The organism is Psychromonas sp. MME2 (genome assembly GCF_040566515.1).
Lineage (GTDB): Bacteria > Pseudomonadota > Gammaproteobacteria > Enterobacterales > Psychromonadaceae > Psychromonas.
Genome location: NZ_JBEWXI010000011.1, coordinates 39,330 through 57,661, shown reverse-complemented (window position 1 = coordinate 57,661; position 18,332 = coordinate 39,330). Strand labels below are relative to the sequence as shown.

The 18,332-nt window shown below is 38.2% G+C and carries 17 protein-coding genes and 1 pseudogene; 5 read left to right on the top strand and 13 right to left on the bottom strand.

Annotation, left to right across the window (positions count from 1 at the left end):
* Positions 1-28: 28 nt before the first annotated feature.
* Together AB1A03_RS09770 and AB1A03_RS09765 are read right to left on the bottom strand one after the other, a co-directional pair.
* Positions 29-1,729 carry an FAD-dependent oxidoreductase gene (locus AB1A03_RS09770; protein WP_354624479.1) on the bottom strand — a complete coding sequence of 567 codons (1,701 nt, stop codon included), beginning with the start codon at positions 1,727-1,729 and terminating at the stop codon, positions 29-31.
* A gap of 10 nt (positions 1,730-1,739) precedes the next feature.
* Entirely contained in the window at positions 1,740-3,035 is a 1,296-nt protein-coding gene (locus AB1A03_RS09765; protein ID WP_354624478.1) for an ACGS family protein, read from the bottom strand.
* Between the two features lie 608 nt (positions 3,036-3,643).
* Here AB1A03_RS09765 and AB1A03_RS09760 point away from each other — a divergent pair.
* The 3 genes from AB1A03_RS09760 to AB1A03_RS09750 are packed head-to-tail and all read left to right on the top strand — an operon-like array spanning position 3,644 to position 6,716.
* The gene (locus AB1A03_RS09760) at positions 3,644-5,239 is read left to right on the top strand and encodes a starch-binding protein (protein WP_354624477.1); all 1,596 of its coding nucleotides are present in this window, start codon (positions 3,644-3,646) and stop codon (positions 5,237-5,239) included.
* Between the two features lie 11 nt (positions 5,240-5,250).
* Positions 5,251-5,685, top strand: a complete 435-nt coding sequence (locus AB1A03_RS09755; protein WP_354624564.1) for an alpha-amylase family glycosyl hydrolase — start codon at positions 5,251-5,253, stop codon at positions 5,683-5,685.
* Positions 5,631-6,716, top strand: a complete 1,086-nt coding sequence (locus AB1A03_RS09750) for an alpha-amylase family glycosyl hydrolase (RefSeq protein WP_354624476.1) — start codon at positions 5,631-5,633, stop codon at positions 6,714-6,716. The genes AB1A03_RS09755 and AB1A03_RS09750 overlap by 55 nt, the downstream gene beginning before the upstream one ends.
* A 223-nt stretch (positions 6,717-6,939) precedes the next feature.
* Here the strand turns inward: AB1A03_RS09750 and AB1A03_RS09745 are convergent, their stop codons facing one another.
* The 10 genes and pseudogenes from AB1A03_RS09745 to AB1A03_RS09700 all read right to left on the bottom strand — a co-directional run bounded on the left by AB1A03_RS09745 (position 6,940) and on the right by AB1A03_RS09700 (position 13,880).
* Complete coding sequence (locus AB1A03_RS09745; protein ID WP_354624475.1) at positions 6,940-7,404, bottom strand: DUF2919 domain-containing protein; 465 nt, start codon at positions 7,402-7,404, stop codon at positions 6,940-6,942.
* A 53-nt stretch (positions 7,405-7,457) separates the two neighbouring features.
* Positions 7,458-8,387, bottom strand: a complete 930-nt coding sequence (gene sppA / locus AB1A03_RS09740; RefSeq protein WP_354624474.1) for a signal peptide peptidase SppA — start codon at positions 8,385-8,387, stop codon at positions 7,458-7,460.
* Positions 8,388-8,394: 7 nt separating this feature from the next.
* A pseudogene (locus tag AB1A03_RS09735) lies at positions 8,395-8,832 on the bottom strand (S49 family peptidase); the annotation flags it as partial.
* Positions 8,833-8,873: 41 nt separating this feature from the next.
* Positions 8,874-9,299 (bottom strand): Clp protease/crotonase-like domain-containing protein, encoded by a 426-nt coding sequence (locus tag AB1A03_RS09730; RefSeq protein WP_354624473.1) that lies wholly within the window; start codon positions 9,297-9,299, stop codon positions 8,874-8,876.
* An 86-nt stretch (positions 9,300-9,385) separates the two neighbouring features.
* On the bottom strand, positions 9,386-9,925 hold the full coding sequence (gene fabA / locus AB1A03_RS09725; RefSeq protein ID WP_354624472.1) for a bifunctional 3-hydroxydecanoyl-ACP dehydratase/trans-2-decenoyl-ACP isomerase: 540 nt from the start codon (positions 9,923-9,925) through the stop codon (positions 9,386-9,388).
* 124 nt (positions 9,926-10,049) lie between these two features.
* On the bottom strand, positions 10,050-10,589 hold the full coding sequence (locus AB1A03_RS09720; RefSeq protein WP_354624471.1) for a S16 family serine protease: 540 nt from the start codon (positions 10,587-10,589) through the stop codon (positions 10,050-10,052).
* Positions 10,565-11,728: an AAA family ATPase gene (locus tag AB1A03_RS09715; RefSeq protein WP_354624470.1), complete on the bottom strand. Its 1,164-nt coding sequence runs from the start codon at positions 11,726-11,728 to the stop codon at positions 10,565-10,567. Before AB1A03_RS09715 ends, AB1A03_RS09720 begins: the two co-directional genes overlap by 25 nt.
* Before the next feature lie 89 nt (positions 11,729-11,817).
* The gene (locus tag AB1A03_RS09710) at positions 11,818-12,207 is read right to left on the bottom strand and encodes a TraR/DksA family transcriptional regulator (RefSeq protein ID WP_354624469.1); all 390 of its coding nucleotides are present in this window, start codon (positions 12,205-12,207) and stop codon (positions 11,818-11,820) included.
* A gap of 144 nt (positions 12,208-12,351) precedes the next feature.
* Positions 12,352-13,128, bottom strand: coding sequence for a DNA repair ATPase (locus tag AB1A03_RS09705; RefSeq protein ID WP_354624468.1), 777 nt, complete (start codon positions 13,126-13,128; stop codon positions 12,352-12,354).
* Between the two features lie 65 nt (positions 13,129-13,193).
* Positions 13,194-13,880: a sensor histidine kinase gene (locus AB1A03_RS09700; RefSeq protein ID WP_354624467.1), complete on the bottom strand. Its 687-nt coding sequence runs from the start codon at positions 13,878-13,880 to the stop codon at positions 13,194-13,196.
* A gap of 214 nt (positions 13,881-14,094) precedes the next feature.
* Between AB1A03_RS09700 and cysB the strand changes: the two genes are divergently transcribed.
* Positions 14,095-15,066 (top strand): HTH-type transcriptional regulator CysB, encoded by a 972-nt coding sequence (gene cysB, locus AB1A03_RS09695; RefSeq protein ID WP_354624466.1) that lies wholly within the window; start codon positions 14,095-14,097, stop codon positions 15,064-15,066.
* Positions 15,067-15,138: 72 nt separating this feature from the next.
* Here the strand turns inward: cysB and pabB are convergent, their stop codons facing one another.
* Entirely contained in the window at positions 15,139-16,581 is a 1,443-nt protein-coding gene (gene pabB / locus AB1A03_RS09690; protein ID WP_354624465.1) for an aminodeoxychorismate synthase component I, read from the bottom strand.
* A gap of 126 nt (positions 16,582-16,707) precedes the next feature.
* On the opposite strand from pabB, the gene AB1A03_RS09685 reads away from it, so the two are divergent.
* On the top strand, positions 16,708-18,249 hold the full coding sequence (locus AB1A03_RS09685; protein ID WP_354624464.1) for a fumarate hydratase: 1,542 nt from the start codon (positions 16,708-16,710) through the stop codon (positions 18,247-18,249).
* Positions 18,250-18,332: the final 83 nt, after the last annotated feature.

Below are 18,332 nucleotides of genomic sequence, written 5' to 3'. Positions count from 1 at the left end.
GTCGGCCAAATCGTAGCCGACACTTGGATTAGTCAAAGTTGTAATTGGTCACAATAGGGTCTCGATGCATGGTTTTATCGTTGAAATATTCATTAAAACATAAGCCCATGAAACCACCTGATATGTTATAAACGTCTTTAAAGCCCATTTTTTGCAATGCTAAAACGGCATTGTAGCTGCGTTGTCCACTACGGCAGTGTACATAGATAGTTTGATCGCTAGGCAATTCGTTAACGCGCTCACGTATTTCGCTCAGTGGCAGATTAACAGCGCCTTTGATGTGACTTAGTTGGTATTCATCAATTTCACGTACATCAACAATATATGCCCCATTTTCAACTAATCCACGTACATCACGCCCATGGACTTGTTTGAAGTCATTACGCATTAAGTTTGTTGCAACATAACCTGCAAAGTTAACGACATCTTTTGCTGTACCAAATGGTGGGGCGTAGCATAATTCGAGATCTTTTAGGTCGTAAATAGTGCCACCAAATTTGATGACGGTTGCGATAACATCAATGCGTTTGTCTATATTACCTAAACCAATCGCTTGTGCGCCTAAAATTCTGCCCGTTGGTACTTCAAAAATTAATTTAAAGTGAACACCAAATGATTCGGGCATTAAACCGACTTTATCGTTGGGAATAATTTTTACCGTTTGATAGTTAATGCCCATGCCACTTGCTTGTATTTGTGCTTCGTTAAGTCCAGTTGCAGCTGCATGGTAATTAAATACTTTAACAACAGAGGAGCCGATGAAACCACGATTGTCAACGGCCATACCATTGATATGATCTGCAACGCTTCGTGCTTGCTTTTGTGCAGGTCCCGCTAGTGACAACAAAAAGGTGCTGTTTAATAATGCACCATAAACTTCTATCGCATCACCGACTGCGTAAATATCTGGGTCATTAGTACAGTAGTTTTGGTCAACTTTAATGCCACCTTTATCACCAATTTCAAGTTCTGCATCAAGCGCAAGGTTTGTTTCTGGAGAAACGCCAATTGCCATGACGACTACATCCGATGGAATCGCTTTACCGGAAGCTAAAATAGTTATGTTATCTTCAAACTTAACGACTTTATCAGCAACGATCAGATTAACATCTTGGTCAAGTAACTCTTTATGTAGAATTTGTACCATTTCATAATCGAATGGTCTCATTATTTGTGGCATCGCTTCGACGAGGGTAACGTTGTAACCCGCTTCCTTGAGATTTTCGACTACCTCAACGCCAATAAAGCCCCCACCAATAACAGTAATGTTTTTTGCATCACTGCCTTTTATGTAGCTATTTAATCGGTCGATATCAACGACATTGCGTATCGAAAAGGCGTTAACTTTATCAATACCCGGAATAGCCGGGATGATTGGCTTTGCACCTGGAGAAAGAATTAATTTGTCGTAGCTTTCGCTATAAACTTCGTCACTTAACAGTTTCTTTATTGTGACGGTTTTTTGTTGACGATTAATCGTGACGACTTCTTGGTTTGTACGAGCATCAATGCGATATTGAGAGGCAAATTTTTCAGGACTCATTAGTACTAAGTCGTCAGCTTTTTCTACGACACCGCTTAGGTGGTAAGGCAGGCAACAATTTGAAAATGATACGTGTGGTCCTTTTTCAAACATAATAATTTGATCTTCTTCGCTATGACGACGAAGGCGTGCCGCTGCAGAGGCTCCGCCTGCGACACCACCAATGATTAGAATTTTTTTACTCATGATAATAACCTTATAGGGTAACGTGTTGAATTTTTTGGCTGACAAAGCGTGCCATTGCGATTAGATTAATACCGCCTACTATAAACATCAGTAGGTTAGTGGCATCAAAGATGACATCGAAATTAGCGACACTGAGGCAGCCAGAGACTGAAATTAATAAAAGATAGATAGCAATGCGCTTATTAAGCGTTAGTTTTAATGTGGTATTGATGTAATGAAAAGATCCCAATATTGTTGTAAATCCAGAAATGATGAAAAAGGCCAGCACTATCGATAAACCAAAGTATCCGGTAACAGAATAGACGGTTAGAATAAAGCCTTTAATTCGGTCAAACCCACTTTCAGAAAGCGCCACATCAGCAATATGATAATGCCCATAAGAAAAGACATAGCTCGACACTATCACTGCAACAAAGATACAAATGATAGTAGCGAAAGTTTGTACTTCAGCCTCTCTACGAGGAGAATTTAATCGCGCTGAACTTGATAGTGAAGAGGTACCTAGTGAGGTTTCTCCAACCTGAATAATGCGCTGAAAACCGATAATTAATCCAAGCGGTAAACCAACACCCGCACTACGAAATTGTAAAAAATCGGTGACAATTCGTTGCCCATATTCGAGCCAATAATCGGGTGTGTTAATTAGGAAAATAATAAAAAATAAAAGATAGGCTATGACGAGACTAAAAATCATAGATGATAATGTGTTAATAAAGATAGCATGGCTTTTGGTTAATATGACAATAGTTACACCTAACAATATAGGTAGAACAATGCCAATTAATGCGCTAGTTTCTGTGAAGGTATAGGCTAAATGTTGCTCAGAAAACAAGCGCACAACCGTTTGCACACCTGTAAATTGGAAACCAACAAATCCAAAGGCATAGAGCGTCACAAGGCCAATTGCGTATATTTGTGCAAATCGATTATTTAGCTGTTTTTTAATAAAATATCTTGGGGTTAATTTGCTTACTTGAGTAAATAACACTTCAGAATAGGTGATTGGTAGCATGACAAACATGCCAATGAATATCCATAGGACGACGCCTTCACCACCAACACCGGTATCAGAACTAAGCCACATCGCAGCAAGAACGCCTATTATTGCACCAGTTCCCATTTTTGACGCTAGAGAGATAGAAAGCGCCTCTTTAATCGTTACCAAATTCCACTTTGAATCATCAACAGGGGAGATATAGTCCCGGATTTGTATCATTCTGATACTGATAAATAGACCGAGGATAATTAAGAGCGGGAGGTAGGTATACCAACTAATATTTGCTAGGTGATTAATCCAATTTGCCATCGAAGAACTTCACTCTTTAATAGTTAAAGTCCTTTAAGCGCTGATTAGTCTTCCATACACTAACTCAATAGAATGGGAAAAACATTCCCATTACGGTAAAGATGGAAGGATACTTATTTTTTATTTATTGTAAAACACTAAATAAAGCAAAATTGATTTGAATCAATACACCCAAAAAGTAGGTTCTTATAAGTTTTAGTTTATATTAAACAGATAGAACAAAATGATTTATCTAAATCATGTTTTTATTTGACCGATAATGTATCGAGTTCGCGTTGATAAATTTTGTGATGAAAACCCGCTCAATTTGATTTGTAAGTGCTTTCTTATTGATTTAATTCTCATTTTAATTGTTTTCTTTGCTTGTTGTTTGTTTTTTGCACTAGAATCGCCGCTTAAACAATCAGTCAGAATTGTTATAACGGATTATTCCGCATATCAAAATAGTTATCTTTTCGTGAAGTCAATTAACTTCGCACTATAACAGCGCTTGCTGTCTATTCAATCTAGCAATAAATATGAATAAGTAATTAGATTTTTTATTGCCTGTAAATCAAGCAATAGCCATTGTGGTTGTTGCTTTAATTTAGTTGTTAAAAGGAATTAAAATGAATAAAGCATTATTGTTTGGTTTGTTTGCGGTTTCTCTCTCTGCGCAAGCAGAATGGGATTTTCGCGGTACACCAAATGGCTGGGCTAATACGCCCTTAGAATACGTTTCCGGAAGTGAATATACAACCTGCCAAACCTTTGGTAGTGATAATCCTCGTTTTAAAATAGACCGCTATGGTAATTGGAATGAAGCATATCCAAGTGCAGATTACACTGTATCGCCTGGTAGTTATGAAATTACTTTCAATAGCGACAGTAAATATATTGCCCTGAAATCTGTTGCTAGCTGTTCAAGCACACCTGATCCCGTTTGGTGTTTCCGTGGTACGGCAAATGGTTGGCAACAAACACCTTTAGCATTAAGCGCTACCCCTGGTTTATATGAGTTGACGCAGGCGTTCACTGGGCAAGAGACACCTGCTCGCTTTAAAATTGCCGCTTGCAGCGCAGATGGTTCATGGGGTGAAAATTATCCAACGCAAGATTTTGTTGTTGCTGATAACAAAAATTATGCAATTAGTTTTAATGCATCCTCGCATGAAATTAAAGCCGCGGAAGTTGTCCAACCAGTCAAACCTGAATTAGCAATTACCCCTGCAAATGGTGAATTTGATACAGATAGTCTCAATGTGACCTTAAGTTACAGTGGCGTTAATATTACAGATAGCCGCTATCTGATCGGTACCTGTGATGCAACTCAGGGAACCGTTTTTAGTAATGGCGATATTATTTCTGTCGGTGCAGAATTACAAATTGGCCAATCACTTGATTTGCAAGTTTATGTCGCCAATGCGCAGGGAGCTGTGTCACAGACTTACACTTACACTAAAGTGGAAGCGGCACAAGCCGGGTTCATTGTTTGTGTTGAAGGATTATCACAGCCAACGATTCATCATTGGAATGCACTACCTGTTGATACACCGCCTGATTCTATTTGGCCAGGCGATGCGATGATTGAAGTTGCTGATGGCTTATTCAGTTATAGTTTTATAGACACCGAATCAAGCAATATGCTTTTCAGTGAAAGTGGTAATAATAAAACGCCTGATTTAACACGCGCTAGTGATGGTACATATCATGTGTCTACAGGGAGTTGGACAGATGGTTGTGATATCCCAACTCAAGATGCGGATGTTAGTATTGATGTTGTCAGTCCTACTTTTTCTACGGATGATGTAAGCGTCACACTGCATGCTACTGGTGATAACGTGATAGGTGGTCGTTACACCGTTGATGGAAGCGATCCTGTGAACGGCATTGCATTCAACCATGGTACGGTAATTGTAGTGGGGGCAGACTTAGCCATTGATGAGTCAATGCAAGTTTGTTTATGGGCTGAAAATAGCGACAGCAGTGCCAATGAGTGTTTCACGCTAACTAAAATCGCTCCGCCTAGCGCGTCAGACTTTACCTGGGATAACGCCAGTGTCTACTTTGTTATTACCGACCGTTTTAAAGATGGTAATTCATCTAATAACAACTCTTATGGTCGTCCAAGTGTTGATGCAACGGGCAAAAATATCGGCACCTTCCACGGCGGTGATATTGCCGGTGAACGGAAAAACTTAACGCCGGTTACTTTACTGATTTAGGGGTTAACGCTATCTGGATCACAGCACCGTACGAACAAGCTCATGGTTTTGTTGGTGGTGGCAGTAATGGCGATTTTGCTCATTACGCATATCACGGTTACTACGTACAGGATTACTCGAATCTTGATGCTAATATGGGAACGCCTGCTGAATTTAAACAGTTCGTAGATACCGCTCATAGTCAAGGCATTCGCGTAGTTATGGATGTGGTAATGAATCATGCTGGCTACAATACACTCAAAGATATGCATGAGTTTAACTACGGTTCAACAACGGCGGGGGCATACTGGACACCGGGTTCGGAGAAAACTGGTTTGGCTATCACAGCACTATTAACTATGATGGTGATGAATATAAATGGCTTAATTGGTGGGGCAAAGATTGGATACGCGTGGGATTACCGGGGTATGATAACTGTGGCGGTGATGATCTGTCTAAATGTTTAGCTTATCTACCTGATTTTAAAACAGAATCTACTAAAGCAGTTGGAATTCCGCCATTCTTAGCTAATAAAGCAACCTTCGGTCAAGGTTATTTAAGTAACTATCAGGCGCAAGGTACTAAACGTGTGCGAGATTGGATCACTGAATGGTTAGTTCAATATGTTAAAGATTATGGTATTGATGGTTTCCGTGTTGATACGGCTAAACACGTTACCTATGACAACTGGGCAAACCTAAATTATCAAGCCAATATTGCGCTACATGAATGGCGTCAAAATAACACTGGCGCGCCAGGTGCTGATTGGAATGACGATTTCTGGTCTACAGCGGAAGTGTGGGGGCATGGTGTTGGCCAGTCTGATATTCATACCACAGCTAACTTTGATTCAGTCATTAACTTTAGCTTTAAAGGTATTATTGACGGGATGGTGGCAAGCACTGACAGCATGATCAATCAATTTGCCAGTTATGCAAACCAAGTTAATAGCTCTACAGATTGGAATGTACTGAGTTATATCTCTAGCCATGATACAGGATCTGTTTATTACAATGGTGATGATGTGCGTCAAAAACGTGCAGGTACAGCATTAATGTTATCACCTGGCGGCGTACAAATTTTTTACGGTGATGAGTTAGGCCGTTTCAATGGAGATGGCGGTAGTGATAAAGATCAGGGCAGCCGTTCAAGTGTTGACTGGAGCCGTGCAAATAATGGCATTCATCAGCATTGGCAAAAAGTGGGACAATTCCGTCGTGATAATCCAGCCGTAGGTGCTGGACAGCAAATCCTGCTTTCTGGACAATCAAGCGGTAAAGCGTTTGCGCGTAGTTGGACAAATCCGATCTCTGGCAATGTCAATAACGTGGTTGTCGTAATTGATGGCACAGGCACTGTTACCGTTAATGTTGCTGATTACTTTGTTGATGGCAGTAATGTACGTAATGCTTATGATGGTTCAATCGCAACGGTCAGTAATGGCACGGTTAGTTTTAATGCCGGAAGTGAAGGTTTAATTCTAATTGAAGCAATTTAAGATAAGCAAATTAACTCGTTAATATAACTTATCTATTATAAATGCCATTCACCTAATTTGAATGGCATTTTTTATTTGCATGGGAAAAAGTTGCAATAAAGTGCTGTTATTACTTAAAAGGAGATTATACCAATCCACATAAGTATCTGGTCTATCTTGTTGGTTAAAATAATAGATAACAGCGTTACATGGAATAGTCATTGCTAGCGATTACTCGCAAAGGTTAATTGGTTTTATAACGAATAAAGCTTGCTCTTAAATGTTTGCTTGTTAAGCAATATAAAAATAACCAAAGTATCGCTACAAGCTGGATAGAGGCTGTTAAGGAATACTGATAATGGTGTAGAGATAAGTAATAGATCTGTAAAGCCAAATCGCAGAGTAAACTGACCATTAGTAATGGGTAACTATTTTGCCACAACAGTGATAAATATTTATGTTTGTCATGATCTCGTCCTGCTAACAAGAAAAGCATCAGTGCAATAAATCCCGTCAATAAGCCTAAATAAAAGTGTGTTTTTTCAGGATAAAAAATAGCCAATAATGTAGTACCCGTTTCTCGAGAGGTTAACGAGATAATGAGTAATGCCCAAGTTCTAGCTATAAAGAATAGTGTTATATAAAAATAGATGGGCGGTTTTAAATTGCCCGATTCAGTATAGTATTGCAGTGGAAATATTTGTTTCATGGATTATCTAGTTAGGCGCTAGAGTATTTAACCTCTAGCACCTTTAACTTATTTTACGCTGCACATAGGGCAGTAAAGATAATGCCCCTGTGGATCATTAAATTTTGATAAAACAGAGGTTTGTGCTTGTATAGATTGTAAGGCCTCATATAAAGAGGGGAAATCTGCATACTCTGTGGAAGCCATTTTATCGAAGTGCTAAATATCTCATTAATAAATTGTTGCTTTGTGGAAAGCGTTGGGCCAATAATCTCAATTTGGTATTCATTTAATTCTGCGAGTGTCACCGCTTCATTAATCGCATCTTGTAAATTTCCGAGCTTATCAACCAGATGATACTGCAGTGCATCTTGACCAGTCCAAACTCGCCCTTGTGCTATTTTGTCAACGTCTGCTATCGACATGTTACGACCTTCCGCCACAACAGTTAGGAATTGTTGATAGCCATGTTCGATGCCAAGCTGCATAATCTCAGCAAGTTCTGGATTGAGTGCGCGTGTGGGATTGAGTGTTGATAACTCATTAGTTCCAATACCGTCATTATAGATACCGAATTTATTTAGTGCTTTATCGATGCTTGCAAACATGCCAAAAATACCGATAGATCCCGTTAAGGTCGTAGGATGAGCAACAATCATATCTGCTGCAGAGGCTATCCAGTAACCTCCAGAGGCTGCAACACTAGCCATGGATACAACCACCTTTTTATCAGCTTGTTTTAACGCTAATATTTGTTGGCGTATTTTTTCCGAAGCAAAGGCACTACCTCCGGGTGTATCAAGACGAATAACGACGGCTTTAATTTGTGTATCGTTAAGCGCTTTTTCAAGTAACTTTGCAAAGCTATCACCACCAATGGTATCACCATTTTGTTGACCATCTAGTATTTCACCACTGCCATGTATTAAAGCAATTTTACTTGATGAATATTGATCCTCATAAAGCGCTGGTAATGTAGATTGATAGTCATCATAACTAAGCAATTTTAATTCATGCCCCTGTGATTGGGCTTGTTCTTTTTAGTGTTTTAATCACGTTAAAACGGTTATTGAGTTCATCTACCAAACCAACTTGCAGTGCATAGCGAGCTGGATCACCATTTGCCTTTTGTAAATCGCTTTTCAATTGTACTAAGGATGGTGATAATGAATCTGCGTTGATGTTGCTATTTTTTCGTTGTGCAATGACAGTATTAGAATAATTTTTCCACAGTTGATCTAACCAGTGCTTGTTGGCTATCTTGCTGTCTTCTGACATTGTGTTTTGTGTAAAAGGTTCAACAAAAGATTTGTAGGTGCCAACTTTGAAAATATGTGGCGTAATGAGAAGGTTATCTAACGCCTCTTTAAAATAAAGTCGATATACAGAATAACCTTGTAAAAATACCATACCTTGAGGATTCAAATTGATTTGATCTGCAAAACTGGCAAGAAAATACTGACTTTGCGAATAGTTATCTGCAGTAGCAGTTACCTTTTTCCCGCACTTTTGAAGTTATTAAGTGCGTCACCAATATCGGTTAAGTGGTTTATACTTGCATGTGTTAACCCATCAAGTTCTAGCAAAATATTATCTATTTGTGGATCATATTTAGCGTAGCGAATGACCTGCAGTATCTCATCTATCTGATATTCGTTATTTATTTGTTCTGTTGATGTGACGAGTTGTTTAGATAATTCAGCAGAAAAATCGATGGGTTTTTTTTGTTCAACGATTGATCCGGAAAAGTTGAGGTGTAAAGTCGAGTTATCGGAGATGAGCAGTTGCGGCTCTTCTATATTAATAGCGGCGATAATCACTATTAGAATTACTAAAAATAGACTGTTTAAAATAAATAATCGGCTAAAATTAATAAATTTCGCAATTGCTTTGAGCCAAGTATATAAGGTTTTCATTTTTACACCTTTGATAGCAGATAAAAATAAAGCACTGTGTATTAATATAAACAGTGCTTTAAAAAATGCGTCAAATCAAACTTAAATTAGAAGCTAGTTGTGTCGATAAATAAGCCAACTTTAAGGTCTTCTGCTGTATAGATAACTTTGCCATCAACTTCTACAACACCGTCAGCAATACCCATGACTAACTTTCTCATTATAAGACGCTTCATGGTAATTCTATAAGTCACTTTCTTAGAGGTCGGTAATACTTGCCCTGTGAACTTTACGTTACCCACACCTAGCGCACGTCCTTTACCAGGGCCACCGCTCCATCCCAAGAAGAAACCCACTAGTTGCCACATTGCATCAAGTCCTAAACATCCAGGCATAACAGGGTCACCTGGGAAGTGGCATTGAAAAAACCATAGTGCTTGGTCAATATCTAATTCTGCGATGAGTTCGCCTTTTCCGTGTTCACCACCGTCAGATGTAATGCTAATAATTCGGTCTAACATAAGCATATTATCAACTGGAAGTTGGCAATTACCTTCACCAAATAAATTGCCTTGGCCACATTGCACTAATTCTTCTTTTGTATAAGAGTTTTTCCCCAACTCTTTTTGGGATATGGTTTTAGTCATAATCTCTATCTTTTGCATAGGTAAAAATGTGGTGGTAGTTCATGGTTTGCAATGAACACCATTAAAATAAAATGGGCATACTCTATCTGACTGATTGCTAACAATCAACTTTAATCAAGTTTAGTTATTTAAATAGAGCGAGTAATTTTGTAAGCCAACTGTCATTGATGTCATTATCTTCATCTTTATTTATCGTTTCTATGCGATCGTTAATCTGCTCTATTACATCACTAAAGGAGCAGTTCATCGATAGCGGAAATGCTTCTTGGCAGTGGTCAATGGCATATATATTTATCATTTTATTTTCAACCAATAGTAGCGTCTGTGAATCTAAGGTTAAATTAATTTGATTGGCTTTCGGAATGATAACGCTAACAGCTTCCGTTAATAATTGTAAGTTAAATAGACGAGTTATAGCATGAATTTTTTGGTTAATGCCACCAATCGCTAATACATTACCTTGTTGATCTAATGAACCTGTGACAAATAAATTTTGTGCCAAAGGACGTTTTGCATAACAGGATATCACCGCTAATAAAATCGCCAGAGAAGCACTGTCGCCATCACTTTCTTGATAGGATTGTTCAAATACGACATTACATGAAAGCGGAAAATTATTAATATGAGTGAAAAAATGGTTTAGGTATCCTTGTACAATAAGCATACTTTTCGCATGAATATTACTGGTAAATCAACTTTTCGTTCAACATCTATAATCTCTCCATCGCCAAGCATGTCGCTTGCTGAAATACGAAATATTTCTCCAAATTCATTGGGGTAGCCCATCAATTCAACAACCGACATACCATTTATTTGCCCAATTTCAGCACCTTTAAGTTGTAAACGTAGTTGTTTTTCAATGATAGCTTGGTCGCTGAAACTTTGCGCTAATGAATGAGATTGATCCTGTAAATCAAGTACATTTTGGATTTCTAATGCAGAAATAGTCGGTTTCTCTGGATTAAGTAATTGTGCATAACGTAATAAGTTCTCAATAATACGAGGTGAAAACAGTATTTTTCGTTGATGTTCACATAAACTCGATAAATGGTGAAACAGTAATGCCATCGCATCATCAGTCAGTGCATGTATTTGGGACTGTTTGATTAATCGCTGGCAATAAAATTTTAGAGACTGAATATTACTATCGGTCGTGTCTATATCGCTTGATAATTCAGTAAATAAGCGATCAACTTGGCTATATTCTGGATCTATTTGCGCAAGCTCATCTAGTTGAAAACGATTGGCAATAATGATTACCTTTGTATTGATCTCATTATCTAAGGGATCAGGAAAAGGACCTTTTAATTTATCACTATTGACTGCTGAACTGGCGGGCACCGTCCGATTAAGTAAAAAGGCTTTCAGTAAAAACCATAAATGTGGAGAAACAAGTAACGGACTAATATGAAGAATGAGACAGCCATTTTGATGATTGGCTATTTCACCAGCCGCAAAATTGACTAAAATATCATTTTCAATGTTAAGTCGGCCAAATAAAGTTTGTTGGTTGTAATTTTGCAGAGCTAACGACTGAAAATTATCAGGTAAAGTTTCATTGGTTACTGCGATAGCGGCTTCCCAAGAGCGTGAATTTATAATCAGCAACGGTTGTGGTAGCTTGGTAAAATGAGTGATTATTTGTGAAACGATGGGGTATATCGATAACCAATTTTCAACATGATGATCACCACTAGCGAGCTGAGCAGTAAAATCAGGGGAGCACTGCTTTATGGATAAGGCACTCATTTTATGGTCGCTTGAGGCAGAAGGCTGTAGGTTAGCTGAATTATTTTTCGACAAGGTGACAACTCTTAAATAAGAGATTATATGCAGTGCCTGTAGTTGATGCAATGCATATAAGTCACAGAGTTACTTTAAAATTAATAATATTAAAGCTTAAAGCCCTTACATTTTTGTTTTTCATACTTACTTTGACAATGGCTGCAACGCTGTGTTGTTGGGGCATTAGTTAATATTTGTTCGTCAATTTCTTCTTCACAGTCGGCACATAACCCAAACATATTAATTTGTATATTATTTAATGCGGCATCAATACGTTGGATATCACTGCTGAGGCTTGATATGGTCGCTATATTGCTATTTATTGCTAGGTCCAGTAGCTCATCAATGGATAGTATGGAAAGCTGAGAGGCAAGCATTTTATCATTACTGTCTGTTGATTTAGCTAAGCTAAGTGCAATATTTTTCCGTATTACTTCCAGTGAATCTAGTAGCATCTTTCTGAATTTATTGATTTTTTTATCACAGATGTGTTGCATGGTTTATTCTCGTTGCAAAAGTTAATTCATATTAAAGTTTACAATTTAAATGACGCATGATTTGAATCAAACAATACTAATTGGAATTGCTTAAAGCATCGCTCTGTTGATTTGGATCAGTTAAATTTATTGTGTTATAGCTACTTACCATTTCTTCTTATCTTGGAAAAGTACATCGAGATCATTTTTCTTCTCCTCTTCACGTGCTTTAATTGCTTCTAGCTCTTTATCGCTATGTTTAACTAAGTACGATTTTATCTCATCTTTGATCGCTAGTAATTTTTCATACTGCCTTTCTAAGTAGCTATCTTTGTCAGGAATACTTTGTAAAATCTCAAGTAGTTTATTAATCATCTGATTAGCACTGCCAAATTGCTTGTTTAGATGGGCATTGGTAATTCTTTTAATACTATTTTCAAGGTTTATTTTTAATTGCATTAACTCGAGACGATGATCTTCTGCAACAAATATTTCAGTATTGATTTTTCCTTTAGCATGCTCTGATCTAAGTACCGCTCTGATTTTTTTAGTTACCTGTAAAAGAAGTAATGCCTCTTTATCATTTTCTGGTGCACGGAAGCTACTTTCATCGGGAGGGCTATAGTTTTCACGTGTTTGTTGGATTTGTACTTCTGTATTTTTTAAATGGTCGCGTATAGTTTCATTGGTTGGTGCATTATTTAGCATTAACATCAATGCGTTGCGAATGCGCTGTTGGAGAATTAATAATAAATTTTTACTAAATGGCATGCGCGTTGCGTTGAGCAATATTTCATCAACCTCACTGATCACTGCCCGTTGTTTACTCATGGCAATTCTTTTTTCAGTTTCGATTTTTAACTTATATTGCTGAATCATATTATAGCCAATTAATATAAACAGGAGTAAGGCGATTAATGAAACAATTATCGGAAATAGCATATATTCTCAGGTACAAAGTAAAAGATGAAAAGAAATATTAAGACATTTAAAGTTTCTAGTTTGCATTAAGGTAACCTTAAGGTAAATACACTTCCACCAGATTCTTCTTTATTTTCTAGTAAAATGTGACCTTGTAGCAGCTTTGTTTTATGTGCAGCGGCAATTTTTTTTGCAAATAGAAGACCAAGGCCGCTTCGTCCACGCGCGGCGTTGAATGGTAGTTCTTGATCTTGATTCACTGCTAACATATGGTCAGGGTAGCCATTGCCGTCATCTTCAACCTGAATGGTCACGTACTGTTCATCGGTAAATGCGCGTAGAATAATTTTTTTGTCGGTGTGGCGCAGTGCATTGACAAAAACATCTGTAATAATATAGGTGATTAAATCTTGATCAAAGTAAGCGGTTAAATCGGTATCTACATCAAGTATGACTTTTATATGGCTGCTATTTATATATAGTCGATTTCTATCTAATACCTCTTGCAACATATCGCTAACAGAATTTTCTTCTATGTTGATGGGCAGTTGGCCTGTTTGGTCACGGTATAATGCTAATAATTGCATTAAACTGCCGTTAATGCGCGATGTCTGATAATGCAGATCTGCAAAAGATTGGTGCTGTTTTGGCGTGAAGTTATCGGCAAGGTCTAACTCTTCAATAGACTGTAAAAGCATAAATAAAGAGTTTTTCATGTCATGCGCGCTGGTGGCTAAAATGGTATTAAAATCGAGACTATTTTCATCCTGCATAAGCACCTCTGTCGGTTTAATAATCAATATAAAAAATAATAAAGTGTGGAAATGCGTATTATATTTGCAAAAGTAAGATCATTTTATTATAAGATATTGATTATTGGTAAATAGCCATTCACTAAATCATCTTATTTGAAAAGTAGATCTTTCTGTTTATTATAACTCTGATAGAATAATTAACCATTAACTAATTATAAACCTTGGTCTTTTTATGAAATTACAGCAATTACGCTACATTGTAGAAGTGTTAAATAATAATTTAAATGTTTCTGCGACAGCTGAAAACTTATTTACTTCACAACCAGGTATTAGTAAACAGGTCTGTATGCTTGAAGACGAACTCGGCATCCAAATTTTTGAGCGTAGTGGTAAACATTTAACGCAGGTGACACCCGCAGGCAGTGAAGTGATCCGCTTTGCTTCGGAAATATTGGGTAAAGTTGAAAGTATCAAAGCAATCGCGTCACAATATACTAAACCTGATCAAGGCTCTTTAAATATTGCTACAACTCATACCCAAGCACGTTATGCCTTACCGGAGGTTATACAGGGGTTTATTAAACGTTATCCGCATGTTTCTTTGCATATGCATCAGGGGACGCCTGCACAAATAAGTGAATCAGTGGTGAAAGGGAAAACGGATTTTGCTATTGCTACTGAAGCATTACATCTTTATAGCGATTTGATTATGCTACCTTGTTATCACTGGAATCGTTCTGTGATAGTCCCTAAGGGGCACCCTTTAGCTAATGTCCAAAATATTACCATTGCAGACATTGCCCAGTATCCCATCGTAACATATGTATTTGGGTTTACTGGCCGCTCTGAGTTAGATGAAGCTTTCAATGCAGCTGGGTTTTCTCCTAATGTGGTATTTACTGCAACCGATGCCGATGTTATTAAAACCTATGTGCGCTTGGGGTTGGGCGTTGGTGTGGTTGCCAGTATGGCGATGAATAAATCCGATGATGATTTTTGTGTGATAGATGCTAGCCATCTTTTTGCGCCAAGCACCACCAGCATTGGCTTTCGTAAAGGGACTTTTTTACGTGATTATATGTATGACTTCATGTATCGATTCGCCCCGCATTTAACGCGCCCCTTGGTCGAGAAGGCTATTCAATTAAAATATAGTGCAGAAGTGAATAAATTATTTGAAGATATTGAATTGCCTACGCGCTAATTATAGCAATTCCTATCATATCTACACATTGATGCTTGTTACATAAAGACTAGCCTAGAGTGAAACGTAGTTTCACTCTAATTGTTGATTGATTTCTGCTAGGCAAGGTAATATTTTACTTACCTTATCGAAACATTCTTGATACTCCTGGTGCACGTCTGAGTCAGCGACTAAGCCACCACCAGCCCAGCAATAGATGCTGTTTTGATGGCATAATAATGTTCTAATACAAATGTTACTATCCATTGAACCATCGCTATTAATATAAGCAATGCTACCGCAATAAAGTTGCCGTTTATGTGGCTCTAATTCTGCTATAATTTCCATTGCTCGAATTTTGGGGGTGCCTGTAATAGAACCACCAGGGAAACAAGCTCGGAGTAAATCTTCGCTGCTATATTTATTGGCTAATTTACCCAACACCGTGCTGACTAAATGATGCACAGCAGGGAAACTTTCAATGGTGAATAATTTCGGAACTGAAACGCTGCCCGATTGACAGACTCGACCAATATCGTTGCGTAATAGGTCTACAATCATTAAATTTTCCGCTCTATCTTTTTCTGAGTTAAGCAAGGCTTGGCTGCTTAATTGATCGGCCTGGTGATCATCAAATCGCGGTCTAGTCCCTTTAATGGGTTTACTCTCCACGATGCCATTGTGTAACTTTATAAAGCGCTCAGGCGATAAGGATAAAATCACTTGTTTGGGTAAACGGAAAAATGCAGCAAAAGGGGGGCGGTTATCAATAAACACAGCTTGATAAGCTTGATATTCATCACCTTGATAGGTTGCATTAAAGCGTTGTGCTAGATTAACTTGGTAGCAATCTCCACTAAGAATGTAATTCTGCACACTCGTAAATTTAGTTTGGTAGGCTTGTTTGTCCATATTTGCCGACCAGCTCGATGTTAATTTAAAATTGTTTTGTTGATTCGCTTTGTTTACAAGGAGTGCTTGTTCATGTTGTTTTATCCAAGCGGATCTTTTTGCCCAGAGCGTCTGCGTATTCTCGTTGCTCTGTTTGCTTTTATGGATAACAAGATAAAAACGATCGTTGTGGTTATCCTTAAGTAATGCCCAATCATAAAAACCGATGGCCATTTCCGGTAAATCTAAGCCGCTTGGATCAGTAGCATGGTTAATTTTTTCTAATTGATAACCCAGTTCATAGGAAAAATATCCCAGTGCACCACCAGTAAAAGGCAGTTCATGGCTATTGCATACAGGTTGAAATAGCGCTTTACGTAATGTTTCAACAACAGAGAAGGGATCATCAGTGGTTGTTGATATTAAAGCGTGCTGTGTTACCGTGCTGATTGCCGAAACGGTTTCTATCGTTGCAATCGGCTGTGCACTATAAATTGACCAACGACTGTCAGCGTGGTCTGTTTGTGCAGATTCTAAAAATATAGCCCAATTAAGTTTAGAGGCTGCCTTTTTAAAGGCGAGAAACTCACTTTGTGTCAGCGTAATCGGTTTTATTAAAATATCGTTTGTAGAGCAATTAGTCATAATTTTTGAGTTCAGGCAACAAATTTATTACAAATAGGTTGGTTAATGTAAAGATGAAGATTAACATTCTCTTTATACTCAAGCCACTTATAATAAATGCGATTATGAAAACGTACGGAGTTTTATATGACAGTTATTAAGCAACAAGACCTTGTAAATAGTATTGCCAATGCCTTGCAGTTTATATCCTATTACCATCCGCTTGATTTTATCCAAGCAATGGATAAGGCATATCAGAAAGAGCTAAATCCTGCGGCAAAGGATGCGATTGCACAAATCTTAATTAACTCACGTATGTCTGCTGAGGGGCAGAGACCTATTTGTCAAGATACTGGCATCGTAAACGTTTTTGTTAAGGTGGGCATGAAAGTCCAGTTTGATAGTGATTTATCGTTACAAGAAATTATCGATTTAGGTGTTCGTCAGGCTTACTGTGACCCAAGTAACCCATTGCGCGCCTCCATTGTCAGTGATCCTGCTGGTGCTAGAAAAAACACACAGGATAATACACCGAGTGTTGTTCATGTTGAGCTAGTAAGTGGTAATAAAGTTGATGTCATGGTCGCAGCAAAAGGAGGCGGCTCAGAAAATAAATCAAAAATGGTGATGCTTAACCCCTCCGACTCGATTGAAGATTGGGTTGAAAAAACCTTGCCGACCATGGGGGCTGGGTGGTGTCCGCCCGGTATGCTAGGTATCGGTATTGGAGGTACAGTTGAAAAAGCGGCATTAATGGCGAAACAGTCATTGATGGAGCCCATTGATATTCATGATCTCCAATCTAAAGAAAAAAATACAGCGCATTTATTGAGTAGTGATGAAAAGTTACGTTTAGAAATTATGCGCCGTGTTAATGCATTAGGAATCGGTGCTCAAGGGTTAGGTGGATTAACAACAGTACTTGATGTGAAAATTAAAAGTGCCCCGACCCATGCTGCATGTAAACCCGTTGTGATGATCCCAAATTGTGCTGCAACAAGGCATGTTCATTTTTCCCTTGATGGCTCTGGTGAAGCGCAGTTTATACCCGCGAAGCTTACAGATTGGCCTGCTATAACTCGGCAAGAGGGAAGTAACGTACATCGAGTTAATGTCGATGGTATTAGTAAAAGTGATATTAGTAAGTGGAAAAGTGGCGATACATTACTACTTTCAGGGAAAATACTAACGGGACGTGATGCCGCCCATAAACGTATTCATGAATTGCTTTCATCGGGGAAAGCGTTACCCGAAGGTGTCGATTTTAAAGGTAAGTTTATCTATTATGTAGGCCCCGTAGATGCGGTTAGAGATGAAGTTGTCGGGCCAGCAGGGCCAACGACAGCGACTAGAATGGATAAATTTACCGATTTTATGCTTGAGCAGACCGGACTATTTGGCATGATAGGTAAATCTGAGCGTGGGCAACAAACGGTTGATTCCATCGCCAACCATAAAGCGGTATATTTAATGGCTGTTGGGGGGGCTGCTTATCTTGTTTCTAAGGCAATAAAAAAATCACGAGTCGTCGCTTTTGCTGACTTAGGTATGGAAGCCATTTATGAATTTGAAGTTGAAGATATGCCTGTTACCGTTGCGGTAGATAGTCAAGGAAATAACGTACATGATCAAGGGCCGGCAGTTTGGAAAGTAAAAATTGCAGAACTTGAAGCGAAATCAACGCAATAGTAAATTTTTTATTGATCACTAAAGCAGTAATGGTATAACTGCAAATAGAAAATAATCTATCAATTATCTTTGTGAAGGAATAA